This window comes from Arthrobacter sp. TJ-266, from assembly GCF_058269115.1.
Window position 1 is genome coordinate 719,015 of the sequence record NZ_JBZCNC010000001.1, and the last position, 19,477, is coordinate 738,491.

Sequence of the window (19,477 nt, forward strand, 5' to 3'; positions counted from 1 at the left end):
CCTGTGGGTTCTCCCGGTCTAGCACCCTTTCGCGGTGCCGTGCAAAAGACTCCTGTGACGTGCTTCATATAACGGTGCTATAGGTGTTACCGTAGCGGGCATGACACCCGGTGGCGAGTCCGCACCCAAGATCCGGCTCCTGAGAGCCGCGGCGGCGCTGCTCGCCGAGTCCAACGGCGAGCCCGTCTCCACCCGACAGATCACGAAGGCCGCCAGGGTCACCGCCCCCACCCTCTATCACCACTTCGGTGACAAGGAAGGCTTGTTCGACGCCGTCGTCGCGGAGGGCTTCTCGGAGTACCTCGAGGCGGAGCGGCGCATCCCGGCGTCCGGCCAGCCCATCGAGGACCTGCGGATGCACTGGGACAACCACGTGCAGTTCGGGCTCGACCACCCGCACCTCTACGTGGTGATGTTCGGCAACATCCGGCCGGAGCGCAGACCTTCCATGGTGGCGAGCGCGGAGGCCTTCCTCGAGGAGGTCCTGGCTCGAGCGGCCGCTGCGGCGCGCCTGATGGTCACGCCGCACGAGGCCGCTCGGAGCATGCTCGCCGCCAACATCGGGGTGACGCTCATGCTCATCGCGGAGCCCGCCGGGAAGCGGAACCTCGAGCTGTCCTCCATGACCCGCGAGGCGGTGATCTCCGCGATCGCCACCGACTCCGAGGGTGATCCGACCACCGCCACGGAGGGTTCGCCATCCGTCGTCGTCGCCGCGATCGCCCTGAACGCGGCCCTGCAGTCCTCCCACCCCGACCAGCTCACCAGTTCGGAACTCAAACTCTTCCTCGAATGGCTCCAACGCATCTCCAGCAGGTCCGGGAGCTGACGCTCCCGGCTGTCCATCTCTCCCCGCGATGTAGCGGGGACAACGGTAAGGAAAGAATGTGGCAACACACGTAGCACAGACGGACGCGAGGCCCAGCTCCAGCGCTCGGGTCCGCGTGCAGAAGTTCGGAACGTTCCTGTCCGGCATGATCATGCCCAACATCGGCGCGTTCATCGCCTGGGGCATCATCACGGCCCTGTTCATCGAGGCCGGGTACTTCCCCAATCCAGTCCTCGGTGGCTTCGGCACCAACGCGGCCGGTGACCCGAACGTCGGGCTCGTGGGCCCCATGATCACCTACCTGCTGCCGCTGCTGATCGGCTACACCGGCGGCAAGATGGTCTACGACACCCGCGGCGGCGTCGTGGGAGCAGCAGCCACCATGGGCGTGATCGTCGGTACGAGCATCCCCATGTTCATCGGCGCCATGATCATGGGCCCGCTGACCGCCTACCTCATGAAGAAGATCGATTCGATCTGGGACGGCAAGATCCGCCCAGGCTTCGAGATGCTCGTCAACAACTTCTCCGCCGGCATCTTCGCCGCCATCATGGCGGTCTTCGGTCTTCTCGCCGTCGGTCCGGTGGTCACGCTGTTCAGCGACGCCGCGGGCAGGGGAGTCGACTTCCTCGTCTCCAACGGCCTGTTGCCCTTCACCAGCATCCTGATCGAGCCCGCCAAGATCCTCTTCCTCAACAACGCCATCAACTACGGCGTGCTCACACCGCTTGCGACGCAGGAGGCCACCGAGACCGGGAAGTCACTGCTGTTCCTGCTCGAGGCGAACCCCGGCCCGGGCCTCGGACTGCTCCTCGCCTACGCGATCTTCGGTCGCGGTATGGCGAAGTCCTCGGCTCCCGGCGCCATCATCATCCAGTTCCTCGGCGGCATCCACGAGATCTACTTCCCCTACGTGCTCATGAAGCCCCTCATGGTCCTCGCGGTCATCGGTGGCGGCATGGCCGGTATCTTCACGCTCGTCCTCACGGGGGCCGGCTTGCGCTCTCCCGCCGCTCCGGGCAGCATCATCGCGGTCTACGCCGCCACGGCGTCGGACAGCTTCATCGGCGTCACGCTCTCGGTCATCATGGCTGCGGCCGTCTCCTTCCTGATCGGGTCCGTCATCCTGAAGACCTCGAAGTCCACGGATGACGACATCGCGGGTGCAGCCAGCAAGATGGAGGGTCTGAAGGGCAAGAAGAGTTCCGTCACCGGAAACTTCGCGTCCTCGTCGGCCACCGACGGACCCATCCGCTCCATCGTCTTCGCCTGCGACGCCGGTATGGGCTCCTCCGCTATGGGTGCCTCGGTGCTCCGCAACAAGATCAAGGCCGCCGGTTTCGGTGACGTCAAGGTCACCAACTCCGCGATCGCCAACCTGAAGGACGACTTCGACGTCGTCGTGACGCACCAGGATCTCGCCGCGCGCGCCGAGCCCCTGACGCGGAGCGCCACGCACGTGTCCGTGGACAACTTCATGAACAGCCCGCGCTACGACGAGATCGTCGAGCTGGTGCGCGCCAGCGCCTCGGCGGAGACGGGCGTGGACCCGAAGAACCCGATGCCTGCAGCCGCCGCGGCGGAGGCGGACAACGCCTCGACCGAGTCGACGACCGGCGGGCACGACGTCCTCGCTCACGAGAGCGTGGTGCTGAACGGTTCGGCGATCACGCAGCAGGACGCCATCGACGAGGCGGGGCGGCTGCTCGTGGACCGCGGCGCCGTCGATGTCAGCTACGTGGCGGCCATGCACGAGCGCGAGCGCTCGGTCCCCACGTACATGGGCAACTTCCTGGCGATCCCGCACGGTACCAACGCGGCGAAGGACCTCATCAAGCGGTCCGCCGTCTCGATCGTCCGCTACCCCGAGGGAATCGACTGGAACGGCAAGCAGGTCAAGTTCGTGGTCGGCGTCGCAGGCGTCAACAACGAGCACCTGTCCATCCTGTCCGCGATCGCCCGGGTCTTCTCGGACAAGGCCCAGGTGGCCACGCTCGACGAGGCGACGACGGTCGACGAGGTCCTGGCGCTCTTCGGGAAGGTCAACGCCTAGTGAAAGCAGTGCATTTCGGTGCGGGCAACATCGGCCGCGGCTTCGTGGGGCTCCTGCTCCACGAAGCCGGGTACGAAGTGGTCTTCGCCGACGTCGCCGGCGCCTTGATCGACCAGCTGGTCTCCACGCCGAGCTACCAGGTCCACGAAGTCGGTGAGGAGCCGGCGGTCAAGACCGTCGACACCTACCGCGCCCTCAATTCGAGGTCACAGGAGGAGGACGTCGTCGCCGAGATCACCACGGCCGACGTCGTCACCACCGCCGTGGGTCCCAACGTCCTAAAGTTCCTCGCGCCGGTACTCGCGCGCGGCATCGCCGGGCGTGCGGACGGTCTGGCGCCGCTGCAGGTCATGGCCTGTGAGAACGCGATCAACGCCACGGACACCCTGCGCGCCGAGATCGAGCGGGTGTACGAGGGGGGCGATCTCGCGTCGAAGGCGGTGTTCGCCAACACCGCTGTGGACCGGATCGTGCCGAACCAGGCCGAGGGCCAGGGCCTCGACGTCACGGTGGAGACGTTCTTCGAATGGGTCATCGACCGCACGGCCTTCGCGGGCCGGGCGCCGGAGATCCCGGGTGCCACCTACGTGGACGACCTCGCGCCCTACATCGAGCGCAAGCTGTTCACCGTCAACACCGGTCATGCGGCGGCTGCCTACCTCGGTCACGCAGCAGGGGTGGAGAAGATCGCCGACGCGATGGCGGACCCGGTCATCGCGGACGGCGTGCGGGCCGTGCTCGAGGAGACGAAGCAGCTGCTGGTCGCCAAGCACGGTTTCGACGAGGCGGAGCAGGAGGCCTACGTGCAGAAGATCCTGCGTCGCTTCGCGAACGAGCACCTGCCCGACACCGTGACCCGGGTGGGGCGCGCGCCCCTGCGGAAGCTCGGCCGCAACGAGCGCTTCATCAGTCCCGCTGCGGAGCTGGCGGAACGGGGCACCCACCCCGAGGCACTGCTCAGGGTCATGCAGGCGGCGCTCGCCTTCTCCTCCCCGGAGGATCCCGAGGTCGCCGAGCTGGCGGACATCATCCGGTCGCAGGACCCGGACAGGGCGACGACGTCGATCACCGGGCTCGACGCCGACCACCCGTTGTTCCCGTCCGTCCGGGATCTCGTGGCGAAGCGGCGCGCGCAGCTGGGCTGAGTCACTGCTCGCAGGGAGGGGAACGGCTACGGCCGTTCCCCTCCCTGCGTCCGGGGGCTGATGCAGGTGCAGCCGGATCACGGCGGCGTACCGGCCGCGAAACGCCGGCGTCGGTGCCATGGCCCGGGCCCGTCTCCCTCGTGCGTGAGTACAGTGGCCCGATGCGGTCCCACGTGCTTTTCCTCGGCGGCCGGTCGGGCGTTGGCAAGTCCACCGCCGCACTGACGCTGCACGAGCTCCTGATCGAGCGCGACGTCGACCACGCGGTGATCGAGGGTGACTACCTCGATCTCGCGCATCCGGCGCCGCACCTGGCGCACCCCAGCGCGGCGCTCACGGAACGGAACCTGGCGTTCATGTGGGCCGGGTACCGGTCGCTGGGCTACAGGAGGCTCATCTACACGAACACGGCGGCCGTCCTCACGCTCCCCGAGCTGGTTACGGCGATGGGCGACGATCCGCTGGTGACCGCCGTGTTGCTGCGCGGCAGCGATGACCCTGTCCGGGCCCGCCTCAGCGCGAGGAACCACGGCACTCCGGACCCGACGTCGGAAGCTCGCGGCAGGGCGATGCAGGTCCGGCTCGATGCCGATGCGCCGGCCTCCGTGCATCGCGTGGACACGGACCACCTCGACCCGGCGGCGGTTGCCGAACGGCTGCTCGACCTCACGGGCTGGGCATGAGCAACCGCCGTCCCGAGGGGGAACGGTGCATTCCGCTGGCTCCGGACCGGCTCCCACGCAAGGTGGCCTCGTAGCCCGCCCCGACCCGCGCGGCCGGCGGAAGGCACCTACGCTCGATCCATGGACCAACCCACGGAGAACCATCACCTGAAGGACCTCGGCAGCACCGAGGGCATCGATCCGACGGACGTCGCCCAGAGCCAGGAGGGCGGTCTCACCGCCGCCGACGAAGTGGACCTCATCGCGAACCAGGCCGTGCCCGACGCCGGTCCCGCCGTCCAGACCCTCGCCGGCAACCTCGGCCTCGAGGGTTCGGCGGACTCCCCGGCCGGGGACGACCGCTTCACGGGCGGCTCCCGCTGACCGAGGTTCGATCGACGGCGGATCGACGTCTGATCAAGGTCGAGTCAGGGACGCGAGCCTGCTGAGCTGACGTCGTGCTCCTGGACCGGCTCCCGCCGGCTCCGATCCGGACCGCTAGGCGCGCAGCTGCTGCACCATGTCGAGCACGACTGCTCGTAGATCGCCGTCGTTCTCCTCGGCGATGCGCCGTTGCCGCTGGTAGCCGGCACCGCGCTGCAGGATCCCCTCGACGTCGGCGAGTTCCGCGCTGCAGCCGAGGGTCCGGGCGATCGGCTCGAGCCGGTCGAGCACGTCCAGTAGGTGATCGGTCACGAGGCGCTCGGTGCCGGCGGCGTCAAGGATGATGATCGCGTCGAGCCCGTACCGGGCGGCGCGCCATTTGTTCTCCTGGACGTGCCAGGGCTGCATGGTGGGGATGGTGTGGCCGGCGTCGAGCGCCGTCGAGAACTCGTGGACGAGGCACTGGGTGAGCGCGGCGACCGCGCCGACGTCCTGCAGCGTGGACAACCCGTCGCACACCCGCATCTCCACCGTCCCGAGGTTGCCCACGGGCCGGATGTCCCACCGGATCTCGCTGACGGAGTCGATCACCCCGGTGGTGAACATGTCCTGGACGTAGGACTCGTAGCCGGCCCAGTCATCGAAGTGGAAGGGGAGCCCCGCGGTGGGCAGTTGCTGGAACATCAGTGCGCGCTGCGAGGCGTACCCGGTGTCCTCACCGCCCCAGAACGGCGACGACGCCGAGAGCGCCTGGAAGTGCGGGAAGTAGTTCGTCAGTCCGTCCACCACGGGCAGCGCCTTATCGCGGTGGTCGAGGCCCACGTGCACGTGCACGCCGTAGATCACCATCTGCCGGCCCCACCACTGCGTCCGGTCGATGAGCTTCGCGTACCGCTCCCGGTCCGTGACCTGCTGCGAGCGGGGCGCGCTGAACGGGTGTGAGCCCGCACAGAACAGCTCCACGCCCATGGGATCGGTGACCTCGCGGACCGCCGCGAGCGAACGCGAGAGGTCCGCCTTCGCCTCCTCCACGGTGGTGCAGATGCCCGTCACGAGCTCCACCGTGTTGAGGAGCAGCTCCTGCTTGATGTGCGGGTGCTCGTCGTCGTCCTGCAGTTCGGGGTGGTTGGCGCTCACGCCGCGCAGCACCTGGTCCGCCACGGACACCAGCTCGCCGTTGTACCGGTCCACGAGCGCCAGTTCCCACTCGACGCCGAGGGTCGACTGGGCTGACTGCGCGAAGTCGATGGTCACTGGCTGCTCCTGGGGATCCGACGGCACGGCCTCCACGGACGCGAGGCGCGTCCCCATCGTAAGGTGCTGGCCCGCCGGTCCCCGCCCGTGCGTCGTCTTGCTGGAATGATGGGCGCGTGCCGATTCTCAACAAGGACATGACCCTCTGCATCTCCCTCGCCGCGCGCCCGAGCAACATCGGCACGCGCTTCCACAACTACCTCTACGAGGAGTTGGGGCTGAACTACATCTACAAGGCGTTCACCACCACGGACCTGCCCTCCGCCATCGCGGGCCTCCGCGGGCTCGGCATCCGCGGCTGCGCCGTGTCGATGCCCTTCAAGGAGGACGTCATCGCGCTCGTGGACCACCTCGATCCGTCGGCGAAGGCCATCGATTCCGTCAACACCATCGTGAACGACGACGGCGTGCTCACCGCTTTCAACACCGACTACCTCGCGATCGAGCGGCTTCTGCGCGAGCACCGCGTCCCCACGACCCACTCGGTCCTCGTGCGCGGTTCGGGCGGCATGGCCAAGGCCGTCGCAGCGGCCCTTCGTGATTCCGGCTTCACCCGCGTGACGATCGTGGCGCGCAACGAGCGCACGGGCCGCGCGCTCGCGGACCTCTACGGGTTCGCCTGGCAGGACGACGTCGGCACCACCACCGCCGATCTCCTCCTCAACGTCACGCCGCTCGGCATGATCGGTGACGACGCCGACGTGGTCGCGTTCCCCGCACCCGCCATCGCGGCGGCGCAGGTGGTGTTCGACGTCGTCGCCTCACCGTCCGAGACGCCGCTGATCCTCGCCGCGCGCAGCGCCGGGAAGCCCGTGATCACGGGCGCCGAGGTGGTGGCGCTGCAGGCGGAGGAGCAGTTCGTCCTCTACACCGGTGTGCGGCCCACGCCGGAGCAGGTGCGGGCGGCGGGGGAGTTCTCGCGCAGCCAGGCCTGACGGCGGTCGGTTGCCGGTTCCGTTCAGGGTTCCGGTCCCCGTCCACAGGGCCGATCCGTTCAGGGTGCCGGTTCCCGTCCGGATCCAGGCGAGCGTCCGTCAGACCCGCAGCCACCGGATGCCGTGCGGCTCGAGCTGCAGGCCCGCGCCGAGGAATACGGTCTCGTCGCGGACGAGTTCCCGTGCCGTGTGCGGGAGGCCCGAGAGGGTCTCGGGCGTCACGCGCTGCGAGGTGTCCGCGACGTTCGCGAGGACCACCACGGTGGACGGTTCGCCGTCGAGCGTCCCGGGGCGCTGGTAGCCGAGCACGTGCGGGTTGTTCGTGTGGAACGGCACCAGCCGGACGCCCGTGAACTCCGGCGTCCGGCGTCGTACCTCGATGAGGTGCGAGAGGTTCGTGAAGATGGCGCCCGCGTCCGTCGCGGGGTCGTGCCGGGACGCGTAGCGGTCCGCGGGCCGGGCCGGGCGGCCCACCCAGCGGCTGTCCTCGGCCTTCGCAGGGTCCTCGAGGTAGGAGTAGTCGTTGAGCTGTCCCACCTCGTCCCCGAGGTACAGCAGCGGGATGCCACCAGTGCTGAGGATGATCGAGTGGGCGAGGAGGATGCGCGCCACCGCGGCCGGATCGCCCGCCTCCAGCCCGGCGAGCGACGCCGTCGTGCCCGAGATGCGGCAGTCACCGGTGCGCGGGTTGTCCTGGAAGGGGACGCCGCGCGCGAAGCTGTCCGGGAAGCGGTTCACGTAGAACGCGTTGAGGAAGCGGCGGTGCCCGTGCCCGTCGATGCCGAGTTCGGCGGCGTCCTCGTCGGAGAAGGTCCAGCCGATGTCGTCGTGGCTACGCACGTAGTTGACCCAGGCCGTGCCCTCGGGGATCTGGTGCCGCCGCTCGAGGGCCTGCGCGAGCAGCCCCACCTCGCGCGTGGCGAGTGAATTCCAGATCAGCGCCATCTGGAGCGGGTTGTAGCTCAGCTGGCACTCGCCCGGACCGATGTACTGGATCACCTCGTCCGGGTGGACGATCGCCTCCGACTTGAACAGCAGCGATGGCGCGGCCAGCCGGCACACGGCGTTGAACGCCTGCAGGAGCAGGTGGGCCTCGGGCAGGGATTCGCAGGCCGTGCCGAGCTGCTTCCAGATGAAGGCGACGGCGTCCATGCGCACGATGTCCACGCCCTGGTTCGCGAGGTACAGCATCTCCCCGGCCATGGCGCGGAACACCCGCGGGTTCCGGTAGTTGAGGTCCCACTGGAAGGAGTAGAACGTAGCCCAGATCCACCGGCCGTCATCGAGCTGCACGAAGGAGCCGGGGTGGTCGTCGGGGAAGATCTCCCGGACGGTCTGCTCGTAGGCGTCGGGCATCTCGCGGTCCGGGTAGATCCAGTAGAAGTCACGGTATGCCGGATCATCGGCGATCGCCTTCTGCGCCCACTCGTGCTCGTTGGACGTGTGGTTGAAGATGAAATCCACCACGAGGGCTATGCCCTCGCTACGCAGCTCCCGCGCGAGGTCCGCGAGCTCCTGCATGGTCCCGAGCTCCGGGTTAACGTCACGGTAACTGGAGACGGCATACCCGCCGTCGGAGTTCTCCTCGGGAGCGCGGAACAGGGGCATCAGGTGCAGGTAGGTGAGCCCCAGCTCGCGGAAGGAGGGGATGCGCGCGCGGAGTCCGGCGAGGTCACCGGCGTAGAGGTCCACGTAGCAGACCCCGCCGAGCATCCTGTTGGACTGGAACCAGTCGGGAGCCATGGCGCGGGCGGCGTCGATCGTTTTGAGGTCCTCGGGCCGCTGCTGCCAGGAGACTGCGGCGTCACGCACCACGTCGAGCAGTTCGACGTCCGCCTCCGGCCCGTAGATGCGGTGGAAGAGCGCTTGCAATCGGGGGAACTCGGTGTCGAAGCGTGCCTCGAAGGACTGCCAGTCGGCGTCGGTCGTGCTTCCGAGCCGGGCCGACTGCACCGCTGCGCGGATGCGGTCCTCGGGCAGGGGTGTGGAACTCATCCGTCCAGCCTAGGGCAGGGTCGGTGGTGCCAGCCCTGCACCCCCGGCGCCGGAGGTCCGCACGACGGGTCTCAGCGAGGCCGTTCGGGCGTCCGTGCAGTTCCGTAGGGCGGCTGTCACGTCGAGCCTGCACGTGGTGATAATGGCTTCGAGGCGCTTCCGATGCGCCCGGACACCCTCACTCGCGTGAAGGGGGAGCGGAAGGAGAGGACGACATGCCCGGTACGACGCACCAGAGGGAAGTACTGCCCGTCAGGGCGCATCTCGGCTCGTGGCCGACGCCCCTCGAGCCGGCACCACGGCTCGCCTCGGCTCTCGGCCTGGACCCCGGCGACCTCTGGATCAAGCATGACGACCTCTCCGGGTTGGGCGGGGGCGGGAACAAGGTGCGCAAGCTCGAGTGGACTGCCGGCACGGCCCTCGCGCAGGGTGCGGACGTCCTCGTCACCACAGGTGCTGCTCAGAGCAACCACGCCCGGCTCACTGCTGCCGCCGGTGCGAAACTCGGCATCGACGTGGTGCTGGTCCTGACCGGAAGCCCGGAGCCCAGGGGCAACATCGCCCTGGACGCGCTGCTCGGAGCCACCGTCCACTGGTGTGGTGATGTGACGGACGAGGAGCTCGCAGCACGCGCAGCGGACGTCGCGTCAGCGCTGGCAGACGAGGGCCGCGCTCCAGCGGTCATCCCGTTCGGCGGTTCCAACGCTCTGGGAGCAACCGGCTACCGGGACGCCGGCACCGAGCTCCTCCGGCAGGACCCCTCGGTGGAGCGCGTGGTCGTGGCCGTCGGTTCCGGGGGCACGATGGCGGGCCTCGTCGTCGCCCTCGGTGCGGACCGTGTACTCGGCGTCGACACGGGCGCCATGGCCGACCCGGCGTCCGCCGTCGCCCGGATGGCGTCCGAGCTCGCTGCCCGACCACAGGAGACGACGGCCATCCAGATCGACCGGACCCTGCTGGGTCCCGGCTACGGATCCGTCACGGACGAGGTCCTGCATGCCCTGCAGCTTGCTGCGCGCACCGAGGGCTTGGTTCTCGACCCGACGTACACGGCGAGGGCCATGGCGGGCCTCGTTCGCGCCGTCGCCCACGGGGAGATCCGACGCGGGCACCGGACGGTCTTCTGGCATACGGGAGGTCTCCCGGGTCTGCTGGGACACCAGGAGGCCCTCGACCGCATTATCGAGCTCAGCGACGAGCCGTCCCACGCCTGACCGCAGGGCGTCTGGCACGCCCTCAAGCGGTTTGCTTTCTTAGCGGGATCCGCCGTAAGCAGCGGGTACCAAGTCCATTCGGGGTGCACCGCTTCTGATCAGCTGCAGGATCGCGTCGGCAACCTGCTCCGGTGTGTCGAATGTTGCTCCTGCCGTCATCGCCTCGGCGTCAGCGCGGCCTGCCCGGATCGAGGTGAGAAATTCGGTGCTGGTGGCGGACGGGATCATCGTCGACACGGTGATGCCTGTGCCGTCGAGTTCGGTGCGGGCTATCGCAGACAGCCGTTCGAGTGCGATCTTGGACGCGACGTATGCACCCGTTCCTGGCACGTCTGCGAACGTCGTCCCGGAACTGATGTTGACGATCCTGCCGGCCTCTTGGCGACGCATGGTCGGGAGCACCGCCTGCATCATCGCCAGGGGCGCTAAGAGGTTGAGTTCGAGCACGGAACGAAAATCGTCGAGCCCGATCTGCTCGGTCAGTGCCTGTAAACCCTGACCCGCGTTGTTGACGAGGACGTCGATCCGCCCGAACTCGTCGAGAGCCCTCTGCAGGAGCAGATCAACCTGTCCCTGATCAGTGACGTCGCAACGCACGGCAATCGTTCCTCCGAGCTCGTCGGCCAGCTCGTTGATCCGATCCTCGCGCCGAGCAGCCAGCACCAGCCGTGCTCCGGCCCGTGCTGCGGCCCGTGCGGTCGCGGCGCCGATTCCCGACGATGCGCCGGTGACGATGATGACTGAGTCCTTGATGTCCACTGCTGCTCCTTGGCTCTGAGCGTAGGTTGTGCTCACTACTTACGATACTCCGCGGTAGCGTAAGTAGTGACGCCCGGAGTATCGTCGTGGAGGTGAAGACCCCCGACGTAGCCCCCGTTGCCGGCAGGGCGGCCACGCGACGTCAGCGGACGGGCCGCCCGTCCGACCACTCACGTGATGGGCTGATACTGGCGAGCACGCTGGACCTTCTCGCCGCGAAGGGCTATGAGAAGGTCACCCTGGATGAGGTGGCGGTCCTCACCGGTAAGGCCAAGACAACGCTGTACCGGAGATGGGCGACGAAGGAAGAGCTCGTCCTGGCCGCGATCCGCTCCGTCGGACGACCCCCTGAGATCGATGGGCTACCGGATCTGGGATTCCTTCGAGCGGATCTGCTCGCGGTCGTCGATTCCTCCTGGCTCGGCGGTCCGGACCGGCGCATGGCGATCTTCGCGGGTCTCACCTCGGCCACGCGGAGCTCGGAGAAGCTCGCGGGTGTCGTCCGAACCGAGGTCACGGAACCGTACGTCGAGGTGTATCGGCGCATCTTGTACCGGGCGGCGGACAGGGGCGAGATCCCCGCGAAGTTCGTCGCGCACATCCCCCTCCTGGCCGATGTCATTCCGGCGATGAGTACCCATCATCTGCATGCCGGCCGTCAGCCCGCACACCGGGACTTCTTCGTCTCCGTGATCGACGACGTCGTGCTCGCCGCCCTGCACCTCACGAGGGAGTAGAAGGGGTCACTTCCGCCAACCACAGGGGTTGGAGCCCTGCCGTGGGGGCTGCAGGTCCCTGAAGTCGGTCGTGTCGACTCAGGCTGGCGACGGCGGCCGCGGTCAGGTGTCCGACGCGGCCAGTGCCGAGACGGCCAGGCGAACGAGGGCGGACTCGACAGCCGCGAGCTCGGCGCCGACGCGATCGATCAGTAGATCCTGTTCGGCGGAGTCGATCCAGGCGGCGTAGCCGTCGTAGTATGCGCGGATCCCGGCATCCGCGAGTACACCTGCCTGACGCGCATCGCCGAGTCGTGCAGTGACGGCGACATGGAGCGCATCCGTGATCGCGGATCGCTTGGACGCTGCTCGTTCCTGCAGCTCGGGGCTCGCCGGGATGATGGCAGCAAGCTGCTGACGGACCTGTCGCCTGTCTTCGGTGTGGACCGCGCAGAGGGGCAGGATGCCTGCTGCAAGGACCTCGAACGGTGTGCTGCCCGGTGATGCCGCCTCCACGCCCTCCACGGCAAGGGTGACCAACTCCTCCTGACCTTGGAAGAGAATCTCCCGCTTGTCGGCGAAGTGGCGGAACAGTGTCGTGCGGGTCACGTTGGCGCGATCAGCGATCTGCGCCGCGGTCGTGGAGTCATACCCGTGCTCGGTGAAGAGCTCCACCGCGGCGTGCAGCAGCCTCCCACGTGTGTCCGGTTCCCATCGAGCCATACCTCGAGTCTAGTGATGGGATCGGGCTTCGCCCCCTGCAGGCGGGCACTCGGCCACGAACGAGCAAGTCGCGGAAGGTGCGGCGATGAGTGATGTTACTCAGTAACATCAGGTGTAGTGTCATGTGCCTGAGTCACATCACTAGAGGGGCTCGGTCAGGTCATCGCAGAGCGCGGTGGCCGTCATGGACAGGAGCGATCACATGCGCGTATTCGTCACCGGAGCATCCGGGTGGATCGGAACAGCCCTCACCGCCGAACTCGTTGCGGCAGGACACGAGGTCCGCGGGCTCGTCCGATCGGAGGCCTCGGCCGAGAAGGTGCGTCGTGTCGGCGTCACGCCAGTCATGGGCGACATGAGCGATCACGACCTGTTGGTCGCGGAGGTGGCGGACGCGGACGCCACCGCGCATCTCGCCTTCACCCTGGACTTCACCGCGTTCGACGCGGCCGTCGACAACGAGGTACGCCTCCTCGAGCGAATCGGATCGGCGTTGGACGGTACGGGGAAAGCCTTCTTCGCGGCTTCCGGCACTCCGACGAGCCTCGGGCAACTCGCCACCGAGGAGGACGAGCTCGATCCCACGGGACCGGCCGGCGCGCGCTCCCGCACGGCGAGGGCCGTACTGGTGTTGGCGGAGCGCGGCATCCGCTCCGGTCTCGTGCGGATGCCGCGCACCGTCCATGGAGAGGGGGACCACAACGGGCTCATCGCGATGCTGGTCGGGCTCGACCGTCAGCTGGGAACCGCCGCCTACGTCGGGGACGGATCGAACCGATGGCCCGCGGTGCACATCAGCGACGCCGGCCGGCTCTTCCGCATTGCGCTGGAGACGGCGCCCGCCGGGGCCGTGCTGCACGCCGTCGGCGAGGAGGGGGTGGCCATGCGCGACGTCGCCGACGTCATCGCGAGGAAGACCGGCCTGACAGCCTCGGCCGTCGACCCGGAGCAACTCGGCATGTTCGGTGCCCTGATCGGCGGCGACCAGCCCGCCTCCAACGCCAGAACCCGGCGCCTCGTCGCCTGGGAGCCGACTGGCCCGACGCTGCTCGACGACCTCGAGGCCGGGTACTACACGTCCTGAGACCGGTGGCAGCGGCCCGCCTCGTCGGGCCGCTGCCCCAGACCACCATCGCGGAGGTCGGCGGACTCGCCCATGGCGCCGGATTCCGAGGTGACTTCCAGCCAGGATCTGCTGGGAACGACGAAGCGCCGCGCCCCTGGAGGGACGCGGCGCCACGGCGAGGGTAGTGCTTACTCGGAGACGGGGATGGACTGCGACTTCAGGGAGTCGATCGTCTTCTGCTGACCGGAGGCGAGGGCGTCGTTCAGCGTGCCGGAGCCGCCGATCGCCGCACCGAAACCGTCGGAGACGTCGGTGTAGGTCTGCGTCATGGTGGGTCCCCAGGTGAAGTCGGGGTTCACGTTCGCGGAGGCCTCGGCGAAGACGTCGTAGATCTGCTGTCCGCCGTAGTACTCCACGCCGCCCGCGAAGGCCTCGAGCTCGGTGGCCGACTTCGCCGCCGGGTACAGGCCGCCGAGCTCATTGGCGAGCGCGAGGGCCTCGGGGTCGGTGTTCAGCCAGAGCGCGAACTTCGCTGCCTCGGCCGGGTGCTCCGAACCCTTCAGTACTGCGGTGGACGAGCCGCCCCAGTTACCGGCGGTCTCGCCGCCGTCCTCCCACTGCGGCATCGGGGCCACGGCCCACTTGCCGGCCGTGTCCGGTGCGCCGGTCGAGAGCGTCGTCGCACCCCAGACGGCGGACACCCAGGTCCACTGCTGGCCCTCGTTGAAGGAGGCGTTCCACTCGTCCGAGAAGGACGGCAGGGTGGAGACGAGATCCTGGGACAGGAGGTCCTGCCAGTAGGTGGCGACCTCCTCGGACTCGGGGCTGGTGAGGTTGACGTTCCAGTTCTCGCCGTCGTTCGCGAACCACTGGCCGCCGTTCTGCCAGACCATGCCGGCGAACCAGTTGACGTCGGACTTCGGGAAGTTGGTGATGTAGGAGCCCTGCGCCTTGATCTGCTCGGCGGCGGCGGCGTATTCCTCCCACGTGGTGGGCACCTCGATGCCGGCGGCCTCGAAGAGGTCGGCGCGGTAGTACATGGCCATGGGGCCGCTGTCCTGCGGCACAGCGTAGACGGAGCCCTCCTCGCCGAAGGTCACCTGGCCCCAGGTCCAGTCCACGAACTGGTCCTGGGCGTCGGCCACGCCCTCGCAGCCGGCGATGTTCTCCAGGCCGTCCTGCACGCGGAAGTTCGGGAGGGCGTCGTACTCGATCTGGCCGAGGTCCGGGGCGTTGCCCGCCTGGATCTGGTTGAAGAAGTTCTGGTACGTGCCGGAGTTTCCGTTGGGGCCGGTCTGCACGTTGACCTGGATGTCGGGGTTCTCGGCGTTCCAGAGCTCGACGACCTTGTCCATGCCCGGGACCCACGTGGTGAATTCGAGGGTGACGGGTCCTTCCGACGCCTCGCAGGGTGCTGCTTCGGCTCCTCCTGCTATTCCTGAGCTGTCTCCGCCGGCTGAGCAGCCGGAGAGAGTCAGCGCAGAGATCATGGCAAAGGCCGCGGTGACTTTTCCGTAATGCGCGCGCATTGTCTTTCCTATCGTCGATCGAGTGATGCGGTCCCGGAGCGGACGCTCCGGGACCTGGGGTGATGGTGTGGGGGAACCCGCGGAACGGGTTACTTGACGCCGCCGGCTCCGAGGCCGCTGCTCCAGAACCGCTGGAGTGCGAGGAACGCGAGGATCAGCGGGAGGATCGAGACGAGAGCGCCCACGATCACGAGGGAGCGCAGTTCGGGGATCTGGCTGATCTGGCTGTTCCAGGCGTAGAGGCCGAGGGTCACGGGGAACAGGGCCTGGTCCCGCAGCATGATCAGCGGCAGGAAGAAGTTGTTCCAGATGGCCACGAACTGGAAGAGGAAGATCGTCACGAGCGCCGGGGCCATGAGGCGCGTGGACACCGTGAAGAACGTACGGATCTCGCCCGAGCCGTCGAGACGCGCGGCCTCGAGCAGTTCGCCGGGCACACTCGCCGCGGCGTAGATCCTGGCGAGGTACACGCCGAACGGGCTCACGAGGCTCGGCAGGAACACGGCCCACATGGTGTTGGTGAGCTCCACCTGGCTGAAGATCAGGAACAGGGGGAGGGCCAGGGCGGTCGCGGGGACGAGCACGCCGCTGAGCACGATGTTGAAGATCGCCTCACGCCCGCGGAACTCGTACTTGGCCAGCGCGTACCCGCACATGGCGGCGATGACGGTGCCGATCAGCGCTCCGACGCCCGCGTAGAGCGCGGAGTTCAGGAGCCAACGCCCGAAGAGTCCGTCGCCGTAGGAGAAGAGGCGGCCGAGGTTGTCGAAGAACGTGCCCACCGCGTTCGGGGTGAACCAGAGCGGCGCGGTGGAGGTGATCTCGCCGCCGGTCTTCGTGGACGTGGTGAGGAGCCACCAGATCGGGGTGAGGAAGTAGAGCGTGAAGACGCCCATGATGAGCATCGCCGCACTCCGCGACATGATGCTCTGGCGCGGACCGCGGGGGCTCGGGGATGCGTTGTGCGCCGTCGTGCTCCCGCCGCGCTGGCGCTTGGGGGCGGTGGCTGGGGCTGCCGTCACTGGGTGACCTTCCGCTGGGTGGACTTCAGGAAGACGAAGGAGAGGATGAACGTCGCCAGCGCCAGGACCACCGAGAACGCCGCGGCGAGGTTGTAGTTCGGTACGGAGGCCGTGGTGTAGACGGCGAGGTTCGGGGTGAACGTGCTGTTGATCGCGGAGCTGAAGCTGCGCAGGGTCTGCGGCTCGGCCAGCAGTTGCAGGGTCCCGATGATCGAGAAGACCGCCGTGAGGATGATCGCCGGGATCACGAGGGGGATCTTGATGCGCCAGGCGATCTGGAGGTTGCTGGCGCCGTCGAGCCGTGCCGCCTCGTAGATCTCGGTGGGGATGGCGAGGAGGGAGGAGTAGATGATCAGCATGTTGTAGCCGACGTACACCCAGGTCACGATGTTCGCGATGGCCCACAGCACGAGGTTCCCGGACAGGAAGTCGATGTTCGAGGTCACGGCGCCGAAGGGGGAGAGCGAGGGCGAGTAGAGGAACCCCCACATGATCGCCGCGATGACGCCGGGCACGGCGTACGGGGCGAAGAACGCGAGCCGGAAGAACTTCTTGCCCTTCAGCAGCGGGGAGTCGAGGAGGAGCGCGAACAGCAGGGCGAGGCCGAGCATCACCGGCACCTGCACCGCGCCGAAGAGCAGCACGCGCCCCACGGACTCCCAGAACGCGGTGTTCTGGAACACCTGCTGGTACTGCACCAGGCCACCGAATACCTGCCGCGGCGGGCCGAACGTGCCCTCGCGCTCCACCGTGAGCAGCGACTGCACGATCGCGTAGACGATCGGCACCGCGTAGAACGCGAGGAAGAGGACGGCGAACGGGGCGATGAAGAGGGCGACGGCGCGGCGTTGCGCTCCCGACGACCGGTTCTTCCGGGTGGCCGGCGGCGCCTGTGCCGCTGCGGCCGGGGTGCTGAGGGCTGACATGTCCTCTAGTCCTTTCGACTGGTGGGTGAGCCGTCGGTGGTCCGCGTGCCTCGGGAGGCACGATCGGTGCGGATGACGCGGACCGCGCCCGCGGGGACGACGGCGACGTCGGCCACGGCTTCGGTGGTCAGCAGCTCCAGCCCGCTGATGCGGTACTTGCGGTCCTCGGAGGAGTGGTTGATCAGGAACACGTAGTCGTGGAGCTCGCCCCGGCGCCTGACGGTCTCGAGCCCGGCCTGCTCCTCGGACAGCTGCACGCCCGCGGTGACCGCGGCGCGGAGCAGGAGGTCCTTGAGCACGCCGGCGTCGAGCACGGTGCCGGCGTACCAGGCCTCACCGGCACCCGTACGGTGCCGGGTGACGGCGGGCTGCCCGGTGAGGTGCCCGCCGGCGAAGCTCAGCATCACCTCGGCAGTGGTGAGGCGGATGGCCTCGGACCACAGGGAGCCGAGCGACCCGTTGTCGAGGGGGAGCGGGTGCGTAGGGTCCAGGGGGAAGAATTCCTCCGAGCGGATCCCGAGCAGGTCGCGGAACGCGCCGGGGTAGCCGCCGGGGCGTACCCTCTCGTTCTCGTCGACGATCCCGCTGAAGAACGTGATGAACGCGGTGCCGCCACCCCGGACGAAGCGCTCGACGACGTCCGCGTGCTCGTCCCGCACCAGGTACAGGTTGGGGATCACCGCGAGCTTGTAGGCGGAGAGGTCGGCACCGGGTGCCACGACGTCGACCGTGAGCCCGGCCTGCCACAGGGCGGTGTAGGCCGCGTGCACCTGCTCGATGTAGCGGACGTCGCCCGAGGGGTGCGATTCCTGGTCGTGCGCCCACCACGCCTCCCAGCTGAAGACGAGCGCGACCTCCGCCTGCACGGTGGTCCCGGCGATCTCGGCGAGCTTCGTGAGCGAGGAACCGAGCTCGACGACGTCGCGCCAGATCCGCGAGTCGGTCCCCGCGTGGGGGAGCATCGCGGAGTGGAACTTCTCGCTGCCCTGCAGGGACGCGCGCCACTGGAAGAAGCAGAGGCCGTCGGCGCCGCGGGCGAGGTGCGTGAGGGAGTTGCGGAGCATCTCGCCCGGGCCCTTGGCGATGTTGCGGGGCTGCCAGTTCACCGCGCCGGTGGAGTGCTCCATGAGCAGCCACGGCGCGCCCTGGGCGAGCCCGCGGGTGGTGTCGGCCGCGAAGGCGAGCTCGGCGAGAGGTGTGTCCAGGCGGTGGTCGAGGTAGTGGTCGTTCGCGATGACGTCCATCTCCGGTGCCCAGGCCCAGTAGTCCTGGTTGCGGATGTGCGCGGCGACCATGAAGTTCGTGGTGACCGGAGCGGCGCTGTTCCGGCGGAGCACGCTCTCCTCGGCCCGGTAGTGCGCCAGGAGTTCGTCGGAGCTGAACCGGTTGAAGTCGAGCGTCTGCGTGGGGTTCGTGGCGGAGAGCGTGAGTCGCGGCGGCAGGATCTGCTCCCAGGCGGAGTAGCGCTGGCTCCAGAAGGCCGTGCCCCAGGCGTCGTTGAGGGCGTCCAACGAGGTGTAGCGGGTGCGGAGCCACCTGCGGAAGGCCTCCGCCGAGACGTCGCAGTAGCACAGCGAGTTGTGGCAGCCGAGTTCGTTGGAGACGTGCCAGAGGCGCAGCGCCGCGTGGGCGCCGTAGCGGGTGGCGACCTGCTCCACCAGGGCGAGGGCGCGCTCGCGGTAGATCGGCGAGCTGGGGCAGAAGGCCTGGCGGCCGCCGGGCCATCGGGCGGTCCCGTCCGCTGCGCGGGGAAGCACCTCGGGGTGCGCGCTGGTCAGCCAGGCCGGTGTGGAGGAGGTCCCGGTGCCGAGGTTGACGCCGATCCCGTGCTCGGCGAGGAGGTCCATGACGGCGTCGAGGGTCTCGAACCGGAAGACGCCCTGCTCGGGTTCCAGTTCGGCCCAGCCGAAGATGTTGACGGCCACGAGGTTCACCCCGGCGTCCTTCATCAGGCGGACGTCCTCGAGCCAGACGGACGCGTCCCACTGCTCGGGGTTGTAGTCACACCCGTACACGAGCTGCCCGTTCCCGGACAGTCCTGCGACGGTGGTTGCGCGTACCAAACTCGGCTCCTCATGCGGCGATGCGATCCTCCGGCAGGGCCGAGGAGAACCGCGCGTCCTGTGAACGCTCCCACATAGGGGTGGCTTGGCTCTCCATCGAGAATCTGTGAACGCTCCCAGAGTAACTACGGTCACACTTACCTGTCAAAGCCCCGGTTCACCGGGCGCCGTCAATCCCCGTCGACCGCCCGGGAGATGTCCG

General features: G+C 68.3%; 17 protein-coding genes. 9 read left to right on the forward strand and 8 right to left on the reverse strand.

What is annotated here, in order from left to right; all coding sequences use genetic code 11:
* The first annotated feature begins 100 nt into the window (after positions 1-100).
* The 5 genes from AC4D12_RS03715 to AC4D12_RS03735 all read left to right on the forward strand — a co-directional run bounded on the left by AC4D12_RS03715 (position 101) and on the right by AC4D12_RS03735 (position 5,073).
* Positions 101-829: a TetR/AcrR family transcriptional regulator gene (locus AC4D12_RS03715; RefSeq protein WP_490948502.1), complete on the forward strand. Its 729-nt coding sequence runs from the start codon at positions 101-103 to the stop codon at positions 827-829.
* A gap of 58 nt (positions 830-887) precedes the next feature.
* Complete coding sequence (locus tag AC4D12_RS03720) at positions 888-2,882, forward strand: PTS mannitol transporter subunit IICBA (RefSeq protein WP_490948504.1); 1,995 nt, start codon at positions 888-890, stop codon at positions 2,880-2,882.
* Positions 2,882-4,027 carry a mannitol-1-phosphate 5-dehydrogenase gene (locus AC4D12_RS03725; RefSeq protein ID WP_490948506.1) on the forward strand — a complete coding sequence of 382 codons (1,146 nt, stop codon included), beginning with the start codon at positions 2,882-2,884 and terminating at the stop codon, positions 4,025-4,027. The genes AC4D12_RS03720 and AC4D12_RS03725 overlap by 1 nt, the downstream gene beginning before the upstream one ends.
* A gap of 161 nt (positions 4,028-4,188) precedes the next feature.
* Entirely contained in the window at positions 4,189-4,710 is a 522-nt protein-coding gene (locus tag AC4D12_RS03730) for an ATPase (protein ID WP_490948508.1), read from the forward strand.
* Between the two features lie 120 nt (positions 4,711-4,830).
* Complete coding sequence (locus tag AC4D12_RS03735; RefSeq protein ID WP_490948510.1) at positions 4,831-5,073, forward strand: hypothetical protein; 243 nt, start codon at positions 4,831-4,833, stop codon at positions 5,071-5,073.
* A 114-nt stretch (positions 5,074-5,187) separates the two neighbouring features.
* Here AC4D12_RS03735 and AC4D12_RS03740 read toward each other — a convergent pair whose 3' ends face one another.
* Positions 5,188-6,327, reverse strand: coding sequence for a glutamate--cysteine ligase (locus AC4D12_RS03740; RefSeq protein WP_490948772.1), 1,140 nt, complete (start codon positions 6,325-6,327; stop codon positions 5,188-5,190).
* Positions 6,328-6,443: 116 nt separating this feature from the next.
* Here AC4D12_RS03740 and AC4D12_RS03745 point away from each other — a divergent pair, with 116 nt between their 5' ends.
* Positions 6,444-7,262: a shikimate 5-dehydrogenase gene (locus AC4D12_RS03745; RefSeq protein WP_490948512.1), complete on the forward strand. Its 819-nt coding sequence runs from the start codon at positions 6,444-6,446 to the stop codon at positions 7,260-7,262.
* 99 nt (positions 7,263-7,361) lie between these two features.
* Here the strand turns inward: AC4D12_RS03745 and AC4D12_RS03750 are convergent, their stop codons facing one another.
* A complete protein-coding gene (locus tag AC4D12_RS03750; RefSeq protein ID WP_490948514.1) occupies positions 7,362-9,257 on the reverse strand; it encodes an alpha-amylase family protein in 1,896 nt (631 codons plus the stop codon).
* A 215-nt stretch (positions 9,258-9,472) separates the two neighbouring features.
* Between AC4D12_RS03750 and AC4D12_RS03755 the strand changes: the two genes are divergently transcribed.
* Positions 9,473-10,471 (forward strand): D-cysteine desulfhydrase family protein, encoded by a 999-nt coding sequence (locus tag AC4D12_RS03755; protein ID WP_490948516.1) that lies wholly within the window; start codon positions 9,473-9,475, stop codon positions 10,469-10,471.
* Between the two features lie 39 nt (positions 10,472-10,510).
* Here AC4D12_RS03755 and AC4D12_RS03760 read toward each other — a convergent pair whose 3' ends face one another.
* A complete protein-coding gene (locus AC4D12_RS03760) occupies positions 10,511-11,230 on the reverse strand; it encodes an SDR family NAD(P)-dependent oxidoreductase (protein WP_490948518.1) in 720 nt (239 codons plus the stop codon).
* Between the two features lie 92 nt (positions 11,231-11,322).
* Here AC4D12_RS03760 and AC4D12_RS03765 point away from each other — a divergent pair, with 92 nt between their 5' ends.
* The gene (locus tag AC4D12_RS03765) at positions 11,323-11,967 is read left to right on the forward strand and encodes a TetR/AcrR family transcriptional regulator (protein ID WP_490948520.1); all 645 of its coding nucleotides are present in this window, start codon (positions 11,323-11,325) and stop codon (positions 11,965-11,967) included.
* Between the two features lie 102 nt (positions 11,968-12,069).
* Here the strand turns inward: AC4D12_RS03765 and AC4D12_RS03770 are convergent, their stop codons facing one another.
* Complete coding sequence (locus AC4D12_RS03770; protein ID WP_490948522.1) at positions 12,070-12,669, reverse strand: TetR/AcrR family transcriptional regulator; 600 nt, start codon at positions 12,667-12,669, stop codon at positions 12,070-12,072.
* A 202-nt stretch (positions 12,670-12,871) separates the two neighbouring features.
* On the opposite strand from AC4D12_RS03770, the gene AC4D12_RS03775 reads away from it, so the two are divergent.
* A complete protein-coding gene (locus AC4D12_RS03775; protein WP_490948524.1) occupies positions 12,872-13,753 on the forward strand; it encodes an NAD-dependent epimerase/dehydratase family protein in 882 nt (293 codons plus the stop codon).
* Between the two features lie 170 nt (positions 13,754-13,923).
* Here AC4D12_RS03775 and AC4D12_RS03780 read toward each other — a convergent pair whose 3' ends face one another.
* From AC4D12_RS03780 to AC4D12_RS03795, 4 genes are all read right to left on the reverse strand, one after another.
* The gene (locus AC4D12_RS03780; protein ID WP_490948526.1) at positions 13,924-15,264 is read right to left on the reverse strand and encodes an ABC transporter substrate-binding protein; all 1,341 of its coding nucleotides are present in this window, start codon (positions 15,262-15,264) and stop codon (positions 13,924-13,926) included.
* An 89-nt stretch (positions 15,265-15,353) separates the two neighbouring features.
* Positions 15,354-16,187 carry a carbohydrate ABC transporter permease gene (locus AC4D12_RS03785; RefSeq protein ID WP_490948773.1) on the reverse strand — a complete coding sequence of 278 codons (834 nt, stop codon included), beginning with the start codon at positions 16,185-16,187 and terminating at the stop codon, positions 15,354-15,356.
* A gap of 95 nt (positions 16,188-16,282) precedes the next feature.
* Positions 16,283-17,212: a carbohydrate ABC transporter permease gene (locus tag AC4D12_RS03790; RefSeq protein ID WP_490948528.1), complete on the reverse strand. Its 930-nt coding sequence runs from the start codon at positions 17,210-17,212 to the stop codon at positions 16,283-16,285.
* Positions 17,213-17,217: 5 nt separating this feature from the next.
* Complete coding sequence (locus AC4D12_RS03795) at positions 17,218-19,275, reverse strand: beta-galactosidase (protein WP_490948530.1); 2,058 nt, start codon at positions 19,273-19,275, stop codon at positions 17,218-17,220.
* Between the last annotated feature and the right edge of the window lie 202 nt (positions 19,276-19,477).

What these genes read in the sequence shown, in the direction of transcription:
- AC4D12_RS03775 (WP_490948524.1), top strand. Translation starts at nt 12,872, where the DNA reads ATGCGCGTATTCGTCACCGGAGCATCCGGGTGGATCGGAACAGCCCTC.
- AC4D12_RS03780 (WP_490948526.1), bottom strand. Translation starts at nt 15,264, where the DNA reads ATGCGCGCGCATTACGGAAAAGTCACCGCGGCCTTTGCCATGATCTCT.
- AC4D12_RS03755 (WP_490948516.1), top strand. Translation starts at nt 9,473, where the DNA reads ATGCCCGGTACGACGCACCAGAGGGAAGTACTGCCCGTCAGGGCGCAT.
- AC4D12_RS03735 (WP_490948510.1), top strand. Translation starts at nt 4,831, where the DNA reads ATGGACCAACCCACGGAGAACCATCACCTGAAGGACCTCGGCAGCACC.
- AC4D12_RS03790 (WP_490948528.1), bottom strand. Translation starts at nt 17,212, where the DNA reads ATGTCAGCCCTCAGCACCCCGGCCGCAGCGGCACAGGCGCCGCCGGCC.
- AC4D12_RS03715 (WP_490948502.1), top strand. Translation starts at nt 101, where the DNA reads ATGACACCCGGTGGCGAGTCCGCACCCAAGATCCGGCTCCTGAGAGCC.
- AC4D12_RS03785 (WP_490948773.1), bottom strand. Translation starts at nt 16,187, where the DNA reads ATGTCGCGGAGTGCGGCGATGCTCATCATGGGCGTCTTCACGCTCTAC.
- AC4D12_RS03750 (WP_490948514.1), bottom strand. Translation starts at nt 9,257, where the DNA reads ATGAGTTCCACACCCCTGCCCGAGGACCGCATCCGCGCAGCGGTGCAG.
- AC4D12_RS03770 (WP_490948522.1), bottom strand. Translation starts at nt 12,669, where the DNA reads ATGGCTCGATGGGAACCGGACACACGTGGGAGGCTGCTGCACGCCGCG.
- AC4D12_RS03730 (WP_490948508.1), top strand. Translation starts at nt 4,189, where the DNA reads ATGCGGTCCCACGTGCTTTTCCTCGGCGGCCGGTCGGGCGTTGGCAAG.